The sequence below is a fragment of the Paractinoplanes toevensis genome, from assembly GCF_018332695.1.
In the GTDB taxonomy this organism is placed as follows: Bacteria; Actinomycetota; Actinomycetes; order Mycobacteriales; family Micromonosporaceae; genus Actinoplanes; species Actinoplanes toevensis.
On record NZ_BOQN01000024.1, the window covers coordinates 1 to 14085 of the forward strand.

Genomic DNA, 14085 nt, shown 5'->3' on the forward strand with positions numbered 1-14085 from the left:
CAACAGCTTTAAAAGCTTGCGCGTTTATGCCTTGGGCCAGTTGCCGGGCGTGGGGCGACGACGGGTTTCTGGTTTTGGGGTTGGTTGAGACCAGCCCCGCGCCCAACCGGAAGCCAACCGGCAGGCCGATCTCCGAGCGCCCGGCCGGGGTGTGGGGCGGAGCCCCGCGGTCTTAACCCCCCGGCCTAAAGGACGATCGCATTAGCAGCCTCGTGCATCGGGGCCAGAACCTTGTCGATCACCTGCTCCTTGCGCGGGTGATACTTCAGGGTGCGCATGCCATAACTACGGAACGCGATCGCCAGACGCCCACCCGGCACCATGTCCTTAGCCATCTTCCGGCCGAACTCCATGTTCTTCTCCACATACGGACGCAACGTCGCTTCGTACTCGTCGAAGCCGCCTGGCTTGCCCAGAGTTTCGGCCAGGACATAGGCCCCCACCAAGGCCAGGCTTGTCCCCTGCCCGGAGGACGGGGACGGGCAGTGCGCGGCGTCGCCCAGCAGGACCACCCGGCCCGACGACCAGCCCTTCAGGTGAACCTGGCTCAGTGAGTCGAAGTAGAAGTCGCCGGCCGCGTCGATCGACTCCAGGAACCTGTCGGTCTCCCAGCCGAGGCCGCTGAAGGCCTCCTTGACCAGCGCCTTCTGGGCAACGACGGCACGGCGGTCATAGTCCAGCGGCGGGGACGCGAAGGTCAGGCCGACCTTGGCGGGCTGGTCCGGGCCCATGGCGTACGCGAAGGCCAGGCGCCCGGGGCGGAAGTACATGAACTCCTCGCGGTCGATGCCGAGGTGGTTGGGGGCCTCGAAGATCGAGATGTACGCGCCCAGGTGGACCGGCTCGACCTCGCCGAACGCCAGTCGCCGGGTGTTGGAGTGCAGGCCGTCGGCCCCGACCACGTAGTCGAATCGGCGTGGCGCCCCCCGCTCGAACGCCACGTCGACCCCCTCGGGACCGTCGGTCAGGCCGGTGATCGAGTCGCCGAACACGTATTCCACGTCGGCGGCGGTCTCGTCATACAGCACCTGGCCGATGTCGCCGCGCATGAGCTCGATGTCGTCGCCGCGCCGGCCCATCAGCAGGCTGGCCGGGAGGGCGGCGATCGGCCGGCCGTCCTTCTTCACGTAGGTGATCTGCTTCATGCCGCAGTCGAGGGCGCGGCAGGCGTCGTAGACACCGAGCCGCTTGAGCACCTCGGTGCCCGCACCGCGCACGTCCACCTTGTAGCCGCCGACGCGCAGGGCCGGCGCCCGCTCCACGATGGTGACGTCGAAGCCGCGGCGGCGCAGGCCCAGCGCCAGGGCGGGACCGGCAACGCCGGCTCCGGAGATGAGTACCCGTGAGGTCGTCATGGGAGTACTATACAAACGTCTTATACGTTTGTATAGAAGTTAGGATCGCGATTGTGGGGCACAAGGAGAATCTGCTGGCCGGGGCCAAGCGGGCGCTGTATGAGAAGGGCTACGCCCGGACGACCGCGCGCGACATCGTGGCGCTGTCCGGCACCAACCTCGGCTCGATCGGCTACCACTACGGCTCCACCGAGGCCTTGATGACCACCGCGATGCTGAGCGCCATGGAGGAGTGGGGCGACGCCGTGTTCACCGCGCTCACCGGCCCGGCCGTCGACGGGGAGGACCCGATGGTCGGCGTCTGGCGCCGGATCATCGGCTCGATCACCGCGCATCGCCCGCTGTGGCTGGCCAGCTTCGAGGTGATGTTCCAGGCCGAGCACAACCCGCAGCTGCGGGGGCAGCTCGCCGGCGGCATCGAGCAGGGGCGGCGGGGCATGGCCGCACTGATCACCGGCACGCCGGAGGATCAGCTCGACGGCCGGACGGTGCGCACGGTCGGCTCGGTGCAGATGGCACTGATGTCCGGGGTGCTGACCCAGTGGCTGACCGACCCGGCGACCGCGCCCACCCCGGAGGAGATCGTGGCCGGGATCAGGGCACTGGCCACGCCTTCGCGAACATGAGCCGGGTGTCGGCCAGCAGCTGAGGCAGCACCTTGGTGCGGCCGATCACCGGCATGAAGTTGCCGTCGCCGCCCCACCGCGGCACCACGTGCTGGTGCAGGTGCGCGGCGATGCCGGCGCCGGCCACCGAGCCCTGGTTCATCCCCAGGTTGAAGCCGTGCGGGCTGCTCACCGACCGGATGACCCGCATCGCCGTCCGGGTGAAGGCGGCCACCTCCACCGTCTCGGGTTCGGTGAGCTCGGTGTAGTCGGCCACGTGCCGGTAAGGGCAGATGAGCACGTGCCCCGGGTTGTACGGATAGAGGTTGAGCACCGCGTAGACGAGCTCGCCGCGCGCCACCACCAGGCTCTCCGCCTCGGGCAGGCCGGGCGCCAGGCAGAAGGCGCAGCCGTCGGGCCGGTCCTCGCCGGTGATGTAGGTCATCCGGTGCGGGGTCCACAGCCGCTCCAGCCCGTCCGGTTCGCCGGTCTCGACTTGCTGCTCCGTCACGTTGAGCAGACTACGGTCCTTCGCCCGCGGCTGTCGCCGCGGCCAGCCAACCCGGCAGCGGTTCCCGGGCCGAGAGCCAGGCCGGCGGAATGCCGTCCAGACCGGTGTACGCGGCCACGATGCCGCCCGCGATCGCGCAGGTGGTGTCCACGTCACCGCCCGCGTCGATGCACGCGCCGATCGCGGCCGGATAGTCGTCGAGGAAGCGGTCGGCCACCCAGATCGCGAACGGCACGGTGTCGGCCGCCATGGCCCGGACGCCGTTGCCCAGCTCGCGAGCGGCCTGTGCCACCGCCGCGCGCCGCACGCCGGGCGCGTGGCGTTCGCCGCGCGGAGCCGCGCCGGCCAGCCGGGCCGCGGCCAGCAGGCCGTCCCGCACGCGGCCGTCGGGGCTGTGTGCGGCCACGATCCGGATCAGGTCCGGCCGGTCGCCGTCGAGCCGCCCGGCGGCCGCCGCGGCCGCCGCCACGCTCACGGCCACTCCCCCGGCGATGCCGTCGGCATGCGCATGCGTGACCTCGGCGGCCCGCGCACCCTGCGCGGCCGCGTGCACGAGGGAGTCGGCATGCCAGGCGCCGAGCGGTGCGGCCCGCATCGCGGCGCCGTTTCCCGCCGAGCCCTGCCCGTCGAAGGCGGCGGCCGACGCGATCGGCCAGGGTAGCCCGTCGCGGATCTCGCCCAGCACGATCAACGCACCCCGGCCGTAGCCCCGGCCGGGATCGTGGTGGCGGCCGAGCAGTTCGGCGAACGCATCGCGATCGAACTCACGGTCGGCGAGCACGGCGACCAGGCAGCACGCTTCCTCGGTGTCGTCGGTCCACTCCCACGGCCCGAGCGGCAGATCGGAAATGTCGGAAGACGGCGACGGCCCCCCGGCACTGCCGAGCGCGTCGCCCACGCTCAGACCGGCCAGGCTCTCCAGCGCGAGAGCCAGCCTTGTACCGGGAAACAAAGTGAACGACATCGGCACATCGGATGGTATTCGAACACGCTGAGTGATCGAAAGGTGTCCCTCAATCACGGGTTAGGCGCCACCCGCGCTTGGCGCTACGGTCTTCGCATGGCCACGGTGTTGCTCGTCGAGGACGATCACGTCGTGCGTGGCGCGATGCTCCGATCCTTGACCGATCGGGGCCACGCCGTGCACGCCGTGGGCACCGCGCTGGACGCGTTGCGCCGGGTCGCCGCCGAAACGCCCGACCTGGTGGTGCTCGACCTCGGACTGCCCGATCTGGACGGTTCGGACGCGCTGCGCATGCTGCGCGGCATCACCGACGTCCCGATCATCATCGCCACCGCGCGTGACGACGAGCAGACGGTGGTCCGGTTGCTGCGGGCCGGCGCCGACGACTACATGGTCAAGCCGTTCACCGGCGCCCACCTCGATGCGCGCATCGCCACGGTGCTGCGCCGGGTGGGCCGGGCCAGCCGCACCGCGCAGCCGGCCGTGCACGAGGTCGGCGAGCTCCGGGTCGACATCGGTGAGCGCAGCGCGAGCCTGGGCGATCAGACGCTGGCCCTGACCCGCAAGGAATTCGACCTGCTGGCATACCTCGCGGCCCGCCCGGGCCGGGTGGTCTCCCGTCGTGAGCTGTTGGAGGAGGTATGGCGACAGCCATCGGTCGGCGAGGACCAGACGATCGACGTCCACCTTTATTGGCTGAGGCGGAAACTGGGCGAATCCGCGGCGAAGCCGCGCTACCTGCGCACCGTGCGGGGGGTCGGATTCCGGTTGGTGGCGCCGGACTGAGGTCCCGGCTGGCCGCGATGACCGCGGCCACCACGGCGGTCGCCGCCCTCGCTTTCCTCATCCCGCTCGGCTGGGAGCTGCGTTCCGACCACCGTGACCAGGTCATGGCGACGGCCGAACGGCACAGCGCCACGGTGGCCGGCGCGATCGCCGCGGGTACCAATCAGAAGGGCCTCGCCGCCGCGATCACCGCCGCGGGCGGCGCGGTGGTGCATCCGCCGACCGGGAACGTGCCGGGCCGGGTCAGCGCGGCCGAGGTGCAACGCACGGCCGACAGCGGCGACATCCGCACCATCGACATCTCCGATGGGGTGGTACGCCTGGAGCCGGTGACCGTGGCCGGCAAGACGTCGGTCGTCGAGATCTTCGTACCGGCGGCCGATCTCGACGGCCACACCGGCCGTAACTGGCTGCTGCTGCTCGGCATCGCGCTGGGCCTGATCGCCGGCTCGGTCTTCGTGGTCGACCGGCTCGCCCGAGGTGCGGTCAGCTCCGCCCGCAACCTGGTGCAGGCGGCTCTCAAGGTCGGCGACGGCGATCTGGGCGTCCGCATCCAGCCGTCCGGTCCGCGCGAGCTGGCCGAGGCCGGGTACGCGTTCAACCGCATGGCCGACCGGCTGGTGACCGCCCGCACCAACGAACGTGAGTTCGTCGCCGACCTGTCGCACCGGCTGCGCACCCCGCTGACCGCGCTGCGGCTGGACGCCGAGGCGCTCGACCCGGACGACACCCAGGTCGGCATGCTCGACGATGCCGAGCTGGACCGGCGGCGCGGGATCCGGCGCATCCGGCAGGCGATCGTGACCCTCGAGGGTGAGGTGAACGAGCTGATCAACACCACTCGGAAGGCGGTGGCGGCGCAGGTCGCGGAGACCGTCGCGGACGGTTTGTGCGACGCCAGCGAGGTCGTACGCGAACGGATGATGTTCTGGTCCGCGCTGGCCGGAGACCAGAACAGGCAGTACAAAGTCATCGGTGCGCATCTGCGGATTCCGGTTCCGGTCGCCCGGGCCGAACTGGCCGCCGCATTGGATGCCGTCCTCGGTAATGTGTTCCGCTACACACCGCAGGGCACCGCATTCGAGGTGGGCATCTCCCGGCGTGACGGCTGGGTTGCGGTCCGTGTCGAGGACGCGGGGCCAGGGATCCCCGACCCGGAGAAGGCGATGCAGCGTGGCCAGAGCGACCAGGGCTCGACCGGGCTCGGGCTCGACATCGCCCGCCGTGCGGCGCAGGCCACCGGCGGTTCGGTCAGCCTCGCCCGGTCCGCGATGGGCGGGGCCAGCGTGGTGATGCTGCTGTCCGACGCCGACGCGGTCCCCAAGCAGGCCAGCCGTTTCGGACTGGTCGGCCGGATGGCCCGGGAACGGACGAACAGGCCGGGCAGGTCCGAGTGAGCCCGATTACGCAAGACGGTGCAACAGTTGCTTAGAAATGGATTAAAGGCGTTCCGCTGGCGTGGCCGGACTGGCAGTCTTCCCACCGATCCCATCCGGCTCTCCGGTTCGGAGCCCGCAAATCGTCCCCGCGAAACGAACCGGCGGAGTCAGCGCGCGGTGGGAGGCGGTAACCCCATAGCCGCCTCTCACCGCGCACCCGCCAGGCAAGGAGAGGATTTGCCGATCACCCGCCGGCCGCTCGCCCCGAGCGCGCATCGCCGGATGGAGCGCCCCTGGACCCACCGGCTGCTGCCGGTCGGCCTGGGGCTCGCGGTGCTCGGCATCGGCGGCGTGGTCGGACCGAGCGTGGTCGAGGAGGTGACCGGCGGCAGCTCGCAGCAGCTCGAGCTGACCTCGGTGCCCGAGGACGACCCCGGTCAGGGCCTGGTCTACGAGGGACTGCAGACCGCCAAGACCGACGCGATCTGCGCCGGCACCTACCAGTTGGACGAGCAGACCTGCACGGCCGGCCCCGACCCGGCCCCGGCCGGCCTGTCGGTGCGCCGCGACGTCGTCCCGGTGACGTCGAAGGCCCCCGAGCCGGTCATGCCGACCCTGGAGTCGGCCACCGTGCCGAGCGACGCCGAGATCGCCCGCGACCTGGGCGGCAGCGCACTGACCGCGGACGCCCCGGCTCTGGTGCCGGACGCGGCGCCCGGCGAGGCCGATTTCATCATGGGTTCCAACGGGGTCGCCTGCGAGGCCGACGGCCGCAGCGGCAAGCGCATCCAGGTGCTCTACCTGCACGAGTTCGGCACCCCGTCGCGGTACACCGACTTCCTCGGCTCGATCCGCACCTGGACCGCCGGGGTCGACCAGATCTTCGACGAGAGCGCTGGTGAGACCGGCGGCTCCCGGCACATCCGGTTCGTGACGACTCCGCAGTGCCGGGTCGACGTGGCCGAGGTGCAGTTGGCGCCCGACCAGCTCTCCTCGTTCGCGACCAGCGTCAAGGCGCTGCAGACGCTCGGTTACAACCGCAACGACCGCAAATACCTGATGTTCGCGGACGCCAACGTCTACTGCGGCATCTCGACGTTCATCGCCGACCGCCGGGCCGGCCTGGGCAACCGCAACAACGGCGGACCGTCCTACGGCCGGGTCGACGCCGGCTGCTGGAGTTCGGTGATGGCGGCCCGGGAGCTGACCCAGACGCTCGGCGCGGTGCTGATCGACACGCCCAACTCGAGCGGCGCCGGCGGCTGCCTGGACGACTACGACCTGCTGTGCAACCCCGACCGCTCGGGCAAGGCGGTGCGCAACGTGTGCCCGAAGAAGCACGAGAACCGCCTCGACTGCGGTCACGACGACTACTTCAGCACCGACCCGAAGCCGGGCGGCTACCTCGCGAAGAACTGGAACATCGCGACCAGCGAGTTCCTGCTGCGCAGCGACGGCGGTGACGACATCCCGGACGCTCTCGGCGCGCCGGCACCGGACACCACCCCCAGCGACGTCGCCTCGGCCCCGGCCCCGGGTGCCACCACGACTGCTCCGGCCACGGCCGACCCGGGGGCCGGCGCCACGCCGACCGTCCCGGCGCCGCCCGCCACCGGCGAGGCGCAGACCGGCCAGCAGCCGGGCAATGCCGACCCGTCCGCCGAGCCGGTCCGTGCCCGGGCCAAGCCGGTCACCAACGCGGTCGCTCAGGCCCCGGTCCAGGCCGTGGTCGAGGTGCGCGACGCGGACAGCAGTTCGGTGCGGCTGACCTGGAGCGCGGCGGCGCCCACCGCGACCTACGAGGTGTGGGTCGGGGACTCCCCGATCGCCACCACGAAGGCGACCCGGGCCCGGCTGATCGGTCTCCGCCCGGACGCGAAGTACCAGGTGACGATCAAGTCCGGCAGCGCGTACGCGGCAAAGGGGACGGTGGAGACCGCTCCTGCCGCCCGGCCGGCGCAGAACACCTGGTTCACCCTGACCAACGCGCTGACCGGTGGCGCCGCCGATCTCTACGCGGCCCGCACCGCGAACGGCACGCCGCTGACCCTGAGCGAGACCGACGGCAACGCCCAGCAGCAGTGGCAGCTGGTGCCGGCCGGCAACGGCTCGTACTCGCTGGTCTCCCGGGCCACCGGCAAGTGCGTCGTGCCGCTGGACGGCAACCCGGTCGCCGGCAATCCCCTCATCCAGGGCGACTGCGGCACCGACGACGGGGCCCGCTGGCAGCTGCAGGCCTCGGATTACGGCTTCACCCTGCGCACCACGGTCGGTGACCTGGTGGCGGGGGTGGGTGAGCAACGCTTCGGCGCGCACCGGGTGCTGGTGCTTCAGAACGGCAACGGTCAGCGCCACCAGAGCTGGACAGCGGTACCCGACTGACCGGAGGCGACGGCTAGATGCGCGACACCCTGGAAAGACGCCAGACCGAGCCCGACGAGGGCCCGGCCCGGTTCAACAAACGGCGACTGATTCGCTGGATCGCGATCCTCACCATCGGCATCGTCGTGGTGCTCGCGGTCTGGCAGGAACCTCTCTACGCGAGGTTGTGAGCGGTGTAGGTGTCGATCTCGGCGATCAGGGCTTTCTTCCCGGCCGGGGAGAGGAAGCTCTGTTCGACCGAGGCCGTGGCCAGCCCGGCCACGCCGCGCACGTCGAGGTCGAGCAGCCGGGCCGCGACCGCGTACTCCTCCTCGAGCGTGGTGCCGAACATCGGCGGATCGTCCGAGTTGATGCTGAACGGCACGCCCGCTTCCGCGAACAGCGGCAGCGGGTGCTCCTCGATGCTCGCGACCGCGCGGGTGCGCACGTTGGAGGTCGGGCTGATCTCCAGCGGGATCCGGTGCTCGGCGAGGTAGGCGACCAGCTTGTCGTCCCGGATCGCGGAGATGCCGTGCCCGATCCGCTCGGCGCCGAGGTCGTGCAGCGCCGACCAGATCGTGTCCGGCCCGGTGGTCTCGCCGGCGTGCGGCGCGCTGTGCAGACCGGCCGCTCGCGCCTGGTCGAAGTACGGCTTGAACTGCGGCCGCGGTACGCCGATCTCCGGCCCGCCCAGGCCGAAACTGATCAGACCCTCGGGCTTCTCGTCGAGCGCCACCCGCAGGGTCTCCTCGGCCGCGGCCAGGCCGGCCTCACCCGGGATGTCGAAGCACCAGCGCAGCTCGATGCCGAAGTCGGCGGCGGCACCCCGGCGGGCGTCCTCGATGGCCTCGCAGAACGCCTTCGCCGCGATGCCCCGCTTCACGCTGGAGTACGGCGTGATGGTCAGCTCCGCGTACCGCACCTGCTGACGGGCCAGTTCGCGGGCCACCTCGTAGGTGAGCATCCGGACGTCCTCGTCGTCGCGGATCAGGTCGACGACGGTCAGGTACACCTCGATGAAGTGCGCGAAGTCGCTGAACGCGAAGTAGTCGGCCAGCGCGGCGGGGTCGGCCGGCACCGGCGACCGGCCCTCGTGCCGGGCGGCCAGTTCGGCCACGATGCGCGGCGAGGCCGAGCCCACGTGGTGCACGTGCAGCTCGGCCTTCGGCAGCCCGGCGATGAACGAGGTCAGGTCGGTCACCCGTGGTTCCTCTCCTCTAGGCGGTCCGCGCGACGACGAAGATCCGCCGGAACGGGAACGCGACGTGGCCGTGTGCCGCCGGGTAGGCGGCGGCCAGCTCCCGCCCCAGATCGGCGCGGAAGCTCTGCCAGGCATTCTCGTCCAGGGCCGCCTTGACGGGCCGCAACGCCGTGCCCTCCATCCAGCGCAGGACCGGGTGCTCCTCCATTGAATCCGGCAGAAGGTGCAGATAGGTGGTTTCCCACGCGTCGACCTGCGCGCCCGCCCCGAGAAGGAGTTCCGCGTATCCGGTCGGATGGTCGACCGGCGCCTCCCTCGTCACGTGGGCGATGCCGTAGGTGCCGGCCATCGCGCGCAGCAGCCGGTGCGAGGGGGCGTCGAAGTTGCCGGGAACCTGCATGGCGAGCCAGGCGCCGGACGGCAGCTCGGCGGCCCAGCGGGCGAGCAGCTCGCGGTGCCCGTCGACCCACTGCAGGGTGGCGTTGGTGACCAGCACGTCGACGTCCGGGCCGGGTTTCCAGTCGCGCACGTCGCCGACCTGGAACCAGGCGGCGCCGTCGTGCGCGACCGCCTTGTCGATCATCTCGGCGGACGAGTCGACCCCGGTGACCCGCGCGTCCGGCCAGCGCTCGGCGAGCGTCAGCGTCAGCTCACCCGGGCCGCAGCCGAGATCGACCACCGCGCGCGGGCGGGCGGCGTCGATCCGGCTGGTCAGATCGAAGAACGGGCGGGAGCGTTCGGCTCCGAAGCGGCGGTAAACGGCGGGATCCCACATCAGCAAGCCTCCAAACCGTACGTACGTCTTGCAAGAAGATAGCAGAGAAGACGGTAGGGTTTCGCCGTGGAGAATCGCACCTTTTCGAGGATGGGCCGCACCGTCGGCGTGATCGGCCTGGGCGCCTGGCAGCTCGGCGCCGACTGGGGTGAGGTCAGTGAGTCCGACGCGCACGCGACCCTGCAGGCGGCGGTCGACGCGGGCGTCACGTTCATCGACACCGCCGACGTCTACGGCGACGGCCGCAGCGAGCAGATCGTCGGCTCCTTCGTCAAAGACAAACCGCAGCTGACCGTCGCCACCAAGATGGGCCGCCGGGTGGCGCAGGAGGTCGGCAACTACACGCTCGACAACTTCCGCGCCTGGACCGACCGCTCCCGCGCCAACCTCGGCGTGGACACGCTCGACCTGGTCCAGCTGCACTGCCCGCCCACCCCGGTGTTCTCCTCCGACGAGGTCTACGACGCTCTCGACACCCTGGTCCAGGAAGAGCGGATCCGGGCGTACGGCGTGAGCGTCGAGAAGGTCGACGAGGCCCTCGCCGCCATCGCCCGACCGGGCACCGCGAGCGTCCAGATCATCTTCAACGCGTTCCGGCTCAAGCCGCTCGAGCGGGTGCTGCCGGCCGCGGCCGCGGCGGGCGTCGGCATCATCGCCCGGGTGCCGCTGGCCAGCGGCCTGCTGTCCGGCAAGTACGACGAGCACACCACGTTCTCGGCCGAGGACCACCGCAACTACAACCGGCACGGCGAGGCGTTCGACGTCGGCGAGACGTTCTCCGGCGTCGACTTCGCGACCGGCCTCGAGGCCGTGCGCCGGCTGCGCCCGCTGGTCCCGGCCGGCGCTACGATGGCCCAGTTCGCTCTGCGCTGGATCGTCGACCAGCCCGCGGTCACCGTGGTGATCCCCGGCGCCCGCAATCCCGCCCAGGCGAAAGCCAACGCGGCGGCGGCCGGCCTCGCGCCGTTGCCGGCCGAGACGCTGCAGGCGGTCAACGAGGTTTACGACGAGTTGATCCGGCCGGCGGTGCATGACAAATGGTGAACGAACCGGCACCAGGCCCTAAACTCAAAGGCTGGCTGCCGATGGTGGTCGGCATCCTCGCCTTGGTCCTCGGCGGACTGTGGACACTTCAGGGCCTGGATATTCTCACCGACAGCAAGATGAGTGGTAAACAAGCCTGGACATTCGTCGGTGGGGCTCTTGCCCTGTTCGGTCTGATCATGGTCGTGATCGGCGAGCGTGTCCGATCTCGATCCAAAAGATAAGACGTATAAGAAAGCCCCCGCGCTATGCAGCGCGGGGGCTTGTTGTTTGTAGAAGCCGATCTCCGCCAGGCGATCGACGGCCGGTCACGAGGACCGGCGTGGTGGTCTCAGAGCGGGCGAACCTGCTCCGCCTGCGGGCCCTTCTGGCCCTGGGCGATCTCGAATTCGACCCGCTGGTTCTCTTCCAGACTGCGGTAGCCGCTCGCCTGGATGGCCGAGAAGTGGACGAACACGTCAGCACCCCCACCATCGACGGTGATGAAGCCGAAGCCCTTGTCTGCGTTGAACCACTTCACGGTTCCTTGCGCCATACTGAACTCTCCCTCTGGAAATGCCGGCCCCGTTCCGCAGCCCGGGCCGTTGACCGTTTTCGAGCAGCGGCGCCGTTTGAGGCAGACCTTGCAGAGGACGTCCCATCCGTCGCAACTCGGGTCTTGACGGAAGCAGCGAACCACATACGCAAAAACTGGCCACACTGTACCCGAAAAGGTGCCCGCAAAGCTCCCCCTCGAGCCAGTCGAATACACGTCGGCTGATATGGAAAAGGCCCCCCACTTCGCTCTCGCGATGTGGGAGGCCGTACCGGTCAGAGGCTTCTAGTCCGGCCATTGGCCGGTCAGTTTGCGAACACTCGCGGCACCGCCGCGATCGACGGCCGCCTTCACGAGCGCGAAGATTGCGCCCTGCACCGCGGCGGCCGCGAGGATCTCGCCCCAGCCACGGTCCTCGTCCGTCGCGTTAGGAGCGTCGTCGTCACCGGTGGCGATCTTCCAGACCTCCTTGAACGCGAAGCCGGCCAGAGAGCCGGCCGCGATGCCGAGCAGGATGCCGACGGGCTTGTATGCGATCTTGCCTACCTTGCTCAACGGTTCCTCCCACGAACCACCAGAATGATCCCGACGACCGCGACGAGGCCGGCGAACACCAGCGGCAGCGGCACCGGCGAGGTGGCCACCGCCTCCCGGGCCCGCACCTTGGCGACCTCGACCTGGTCCTTCGCGCGGGCCTTCACGTCCGCCTTCGCGGCCAGGGCCTGCACAGTCTCGCCCAGCTCGGTGCGGGTCTGCTTGATCTCGGCCCGCAGTTCCTCGATCGTGGGCTTGGGTTCCTTGGCCGTCTCGCTCATGCTCTTCCCCGATCCCGGACGGCGTGCTTTACCTCGTCCACGTCGGCCTTGACGCTCTCGATCGCGGCCTGGGGCTCCGGCGGCACGGCTTTGGTCACCTGATTCTTGCCCACCAGGGCCAGTACACCGGCGATCAGGAAGAGCGCGACCGTCCAGATCAGGGCGGCCAGCCAGAGCGGCAGGAACAGGTCGAACACGATGATCAGCGTGGCGATCGCGGCACCGATGCCGTAGAGCGCCAGCACACCACTCGTGCCGAACAGGCCGACTCCGATGCCCGCGTGCTTGCCCTTCTCGGCGAGCTCCGCCTTGGCCAGTGCTATCTCGTCACGAACCAGCCGGGACAGTTGCTCACTCGCCCGCTGCACCAACTCCGCGGTGGACTGCTCCGCGACCGGTCGAGCAGGCTTACCGTTCAGGACATCGGCCATCGTCGTACCCCTTTCCCCACAACAGGGTTTATGCCCTGATCAACTGGCCGTCAATCCTGTTGCAGGAAAGGTGTCACCGGCGGCTTACCACCGGAGTGTCCGGACCGGCGAACTGGTTGCCGCGCGACTCACCGTCGAGGCCGCCGGAGAACACGCGGCCGTCGTTCGAGATGTCACCGTCCGCCTCCGGACGGGGCGCCGGGTGCAGCGGCGCGGAGCCGGGTGGCGTCAGGTCGGCGCGCACTCGCGGGAGACTCGCGCGCTGGTTCTGCCACACGTATGTCACGAGACGCTCGCGTACCAGGCAGCGCAGGTCGAACAGCGCCCCGGCATCCGCCGCGGAGACCAGCGCACGCAGCCGGACCATGCCGCCGACGGCGTCGGTCACCTGCAGCACGCACACCCGGCCGTCCCACAGCTGCGAGCCTTCGCAGACCGTCCGCAGCTCGGCGCGCAGCGGCTCGATGTCGGTGGCCCAGTCCACGTCCAGCTCGGCCGTGCCGAGCACCGCCGATCCGGTCCGGGTCCAGTTCTGGAAGGGCTTGGTGGTGAAGTACGAGGTGGGCAGCAGCAGCCGGCGGTCGTCCCAGATCTGCACGGCCACGTAGGTGAGGGTGAGCTCCTCGATCCGCCCCCACTCACCCTCGACCACCACCACGTCGTCCACCCGCACCGCATCGCTGAAGGCGAGCTGCAGGCCGGCGAAGACGTTGCCGAGGGTGCTCTGCGCGGCCAGCGCCGCCACGACGCTGACCAGGCCGGCCGAAGCCAGCACGCTGGCGCCGAGCGCCCGGATGCCCGGGAAGGTCATCAGCACCACGCCCAGGGTCAGGATCACGATCGCGGCGACGGTGACCCGCCGCAGGATCACCACCTGGGTCTTGAAGCGGCGGCGTTTCAGGTTGTCCGGCACGTCGGTGCGCCAGCGGGCCAGCGCGGCGTCCTCCAAGACCAGCACGAGCGCGGCCACCAGCCAGGCGAACCCGGCGATGAACAGGATCACCAGCAGGTGCAGCAGCGGGCCGCGGCCGGGGAACTCCCCCGCAGCGGCCCGGATGGCCTGCTGGATCGCGAAAACGGTGATCGTGGCCAGGAACGGATGGTGGGCGGTGCGGGCCAGATCGGCCGCGAGTTCCGAACGCCGGCCGTAACGGGCCAGCGACCAGTGCAGGAGCTCGACGATCGCGATCGTGGCACCGGTGGCCGCCACGACCACCAGTAGGGCGGTCAACAGGTGAGGCACTTGTCATCTCCTCCGGTTGCGAGGGGGACCAGCGATCCACCTTGCCCCGGCGGACGCCGATCGCAACCCTCTCCCGGCGA

The 14085-nt window shown here is 70.2% G+C and carries 17 protein-coding genes; 7 read left to right on the top strand and 10 right to left on the bottom strand.

Annotated features, from left to right (window positions below; genetic code table 11):
• Positions 1–185: 185 nt before the first annotated feature.
• Positions 186–1355, bottom strand: coding sequence for an FAD-dependent monooxygenase (locus Ato02nite_RS09780; RefSeq protein WP_213006109.1), 1170 nt, complete (start codon positions 1353–1355; stop codon positions 186–188).
• A gap of 53 nt (positions 1356–1408) precedes the next feature.
• Here Ato02nite_RS09780 and Ato02nite_RS09785 point away from each other — a divergent pair, with 53 nt between their 5' ends.
• A complete protein-coding gene (locus Ato02nite_RS09785) occupies positions 1409–1981 on the top strand; it encodes a TetR/AcrR family transcriptional regulator (RefSeq protein WP_213006110.1) in 573 nt (190 codons plus the stop codon).
• Here Ato02nite_RS09785 and Ato02nite_RS09790 read toward each other — a convergent pair.
• Complete coding sequence (locus Ato02nite_RS09790) at positions 1950–2405, bottom strand: HIT family protein (protein WP_213006204.1); 456 nt, start codon at positions 2403–2405, stop codon at positions 1950–1952. The genes Ato02nite_RS09785 and Ato02nite_RS09790 overlap by 32 nt on opposite strands.
• A 76-nt stretch (positions 2406–2481) precedes the next feature.
• A complete protein-coding gene (locus Ato02nite_RS09795) occupies positions 2482–3435 on the bottom strand; it encodes an ADP-ribosylglycohydrolase family protein (protein WP_213006111.1) in 954 nt (317 codons plus the stop codon).
• A 96-nt stretch (positions 3436–3531) separates the two neighbouring features.
• On the opposite strand from Ato02nite_RS09795, the gene Ato02nite_RS09800 reads away from it, so the two are divergent.
• The 4 genes from Ato02nite_RS09800 to Ato02nite_RS09815 all read left to right on the top strand — a co-directional run bounded on the left by Ato02nite_RS09800 (position 3532) and on the right by Ato02nite_RS09815 (position 8152).
• Positions 3532–4221, top strand: coding sequence for a response regulator transcription factor (locus tag Ato02nite_RS09800; protein WP_213006112.1), 690 nt, complete (start codon positions 3532–3534; stop codon positions 4219–4221).
• A gap of 17 nt (positions 4222–4238) precedes the next feature.
• Positions 4239–5618 (top strand): HAMP domain-containing sensor histidine kinase, encoded by a 1380-nt coding sequence (locus Ato02nite_RS09805; RefSeq protein WP_213006113.1) that lies wholly within the window; start codon positions 4239–4241, stop codon positions 5616–5618.
• Positions 5619–5837: 219 nt separating this feature from the next.
• Positions 5838–7982 (top strand): RICIN domain-containing protein, encoded by a 2145-nt coding sequence (locus tag Ato02nite_RS09810; protein ID WP_246606411.1) that lies wholly within the window; start codon positions 5838–5840, stop codon positions 7980–7982.
• A gap of 17 nt (positions 7983–7999) precedes the next feature.
• A complete protein-coding gene (locus tag Ato02nite_RS09815; RefSeq protein WP_213006114.1) occupies positions 8000–8152 on the top strand; it encodes a hypothetical protein in 153 nt (50 codons plus the stop codon).
• Here Ato02nite_RS09815 and Ato02nite_RS09820 read toward each other — a convergent pair.
• Both Ato02nite_RS09820 and Ato02nite_RS09825 read right to left on the bottom strand, forming a co-directional pair.
• Positions 8137–9162 (bottom strand): adenosine deaminase, encoded by a 1026-nt coding sequence (locus Ato02nite_RS09820; protein WP_213006115.1) that lies wholly within the window; start codon positions 9160–9162, stop codon positions 8137–8139. The genes Ato02nite_RS09815 and Ato02nite_RS09820 overlap by 16 nt on opposite strands.
• 16 nt (positions 9163–9178) lie before the next feature.
• Complete coding sequence (locus tag Ato02nite_RS09825; RefSeq protein WP_213006116.1) at positions 9179–9937, bottom strand: trans-aconitate 2-methyltransferase; 759 nt, start codon at positions 9935–9937, stop codon at positions 9179–9181.
• A gap of 66 nt (positions 9938–10003) precedes the next feature.
• Between Ato02nite_RS09825 and Ato02nite_RS09830 the strand changes: the two genes are divergently transcribed.
• The gene (locus Ato02nite_RS09830; RefSeq protein WP_213006117.1) at positions 10004–10981 is read left to right on the top strand and encodes an aldo/keto reductase; all 978 of its coding nucleotides are present in this window, start codon (positions 10004–10006) and stop codon (positions 10979–10981) included.
• Complete coding sequence (locus tag Ato02nite_RS09835; protein WP_213006118.1) at positions 10975–11205, top strand: hypothetical protein; 231 nt, start codon at positions 10975–10977, stop codon at positions 11203–11205. The genes Ato02nite_RS09830 and Ato02nite_RS09835 overlap by 7 nt, the downstream gene beginning before the upstream one ends.
• Positions 11206–11312: 107 nt before the next feature.
• Here the strand turns inward: Ato02nite_RS09835 and Ato02nite_RS09840 are convergent, their stop codons facing one another.
• The 5 genes from Ato02nite_RS09840 to Ato02nite_RS09860 form a co-directional block, all read right to left on the bottom strand.
• A complete protein-coding gene (locus Ato02nite_RS09840; protein WP_213006119.1) occupies positions 11313–11516 on the bottom strand; it encodes a cold-shock protein in 204 nt (67 codons plus the stop codon).
• 285 nt (positions 11517–11801) lie between these two features.
• Positions 11802–12071 carry a DUF4235 domain-containing protein gene (locus Ato02nite_RS09845; RefSeq protein ID WP_213006120.1) on the bottom strand — a complete coding sequence of 90 codons (270 nt, stop codon included), beginning with the start codon at positions 12069–12071 and terminating at the stop codon, positions 11802–11804.
• The gene (locus tag Ato02nite_RS09850; protein ID WP_213006121.1) at positions 12068–12331 is read right to left on the bottom strand and encodes a DUF3618 domain-containing protein; all 264 of its coding nucleotides are present in this window, start codon (positions 12329–12331) and stop codon (positions 12068–12070) included. Before Ato02nite_RS09850 ends, Ato02nite_RS09845 begins: the two co-directional genes overlap by 4 nt.
• Positions 12328–12762 (bottom strand): phage holin family protein, encoded by a 435-nt coding sequence (locus tag Ato02nite_RS09855; RefSeq protein ID WP_213006122.1) that lies wholly within the window; start codon positions 12760–12762, stop codon positions 12328–12330. Before Ato02nite_RS09855 ends, Ato02nite_RS09850 begins: the two co-directional genes overlap by 4 nt.
• A 73-nt stretch (positions 12763–12835) precedes the next feature.
• A complete protein-coding gene (locus tag Ato02nite_RS09860; protein WP_213006123.1) occupies positions 12836–14005 on the bottom strand; it encodes a mechanosensitive ion channel family protein in 1170 nt (389 codons plus the stop codon).
• Positions 14006–14085 lie beyond the last annotated feature (80 nt).

Coding starts and splice junctions, on each gene's coding strand:
- Ato02nite_RS09805 (WP_213006113.1), top strand. CDS start 4,239: ATGACCGCGGCCACCACGGCGGTCGCCGCCCTCGCTTTCCTCATCCCG.
- Ato02nite_RS09855 (WP_213006122.1), bottom strand. CDS start 12,762: ATGGCCGATGTCCTGAACGGTAAGCCTGCTCGACCGGTCGCGGAGCAG.
- Ato02nite_RS09850 (WP_213006121.1), bottom strand. CDS start 12,331: ATGAGCGAGACGGCCAAGGAACCCAAGCCCACGATCGAGGAACTGCGG.
- Ato02nite_RS09840 (WP_213006119.1), bottom strand. CDS start 11,516: ATGGCGCAAGGAACCGTGAAGTGGTTCAACGCAGACAAGGGCTTCGGC.
- Ato02nite_RS09795 (WP_213006111.1), bottom strand. CDS start 3,435: ATGTCGTTCACTTTGTTTCCCGGTACAAGGCTGGCTCTCGCGCTGGAG.
- Ato02nite_RS09780 (WP_213006109.1), bottom strand. CDS start 1,355: ATGACGACCTCACGGGTACTCATCTCCGGAGCCGGCGTTGCCGGTCCC.
- Ato02nite_RS09825 (WP_213006116.1), bottom strand. CDS start 9,937: ATGTGGGATCCCGCCGTTTACCGCCGCTTCGGAGCCGAACGCTCCCGC.
- Ato02nite_RS09790 (WP_213006204.1), bottom strand. CDS start 2,405: ATGACCTACATCACCGGCGAGGACCGGCCCGACGGCTGCGCCTTCTGC.
- Ato02nite_RS09835 (WP_213006118.1), top strand. CDS start 10,975: ATGGTGAACGAACCGGCACCAGGCCCTAAACTCAAAGGCTGGCTGCCG.
- Ato02nite_RS09800 (WP_213006112.1), top strand. CDS start 3,532: ATGGCCACGGTGTTGCTCGTCGAGGACGATCACGTCGTGCGTGGCGCG.
- Ato02nite_RS09815 (WP_213006114.1), top strand. CDS start 8,000: ATGCGCGACACCCTGGAAAGACGCCAGACCGAGCCCGACGAGGGCCCG.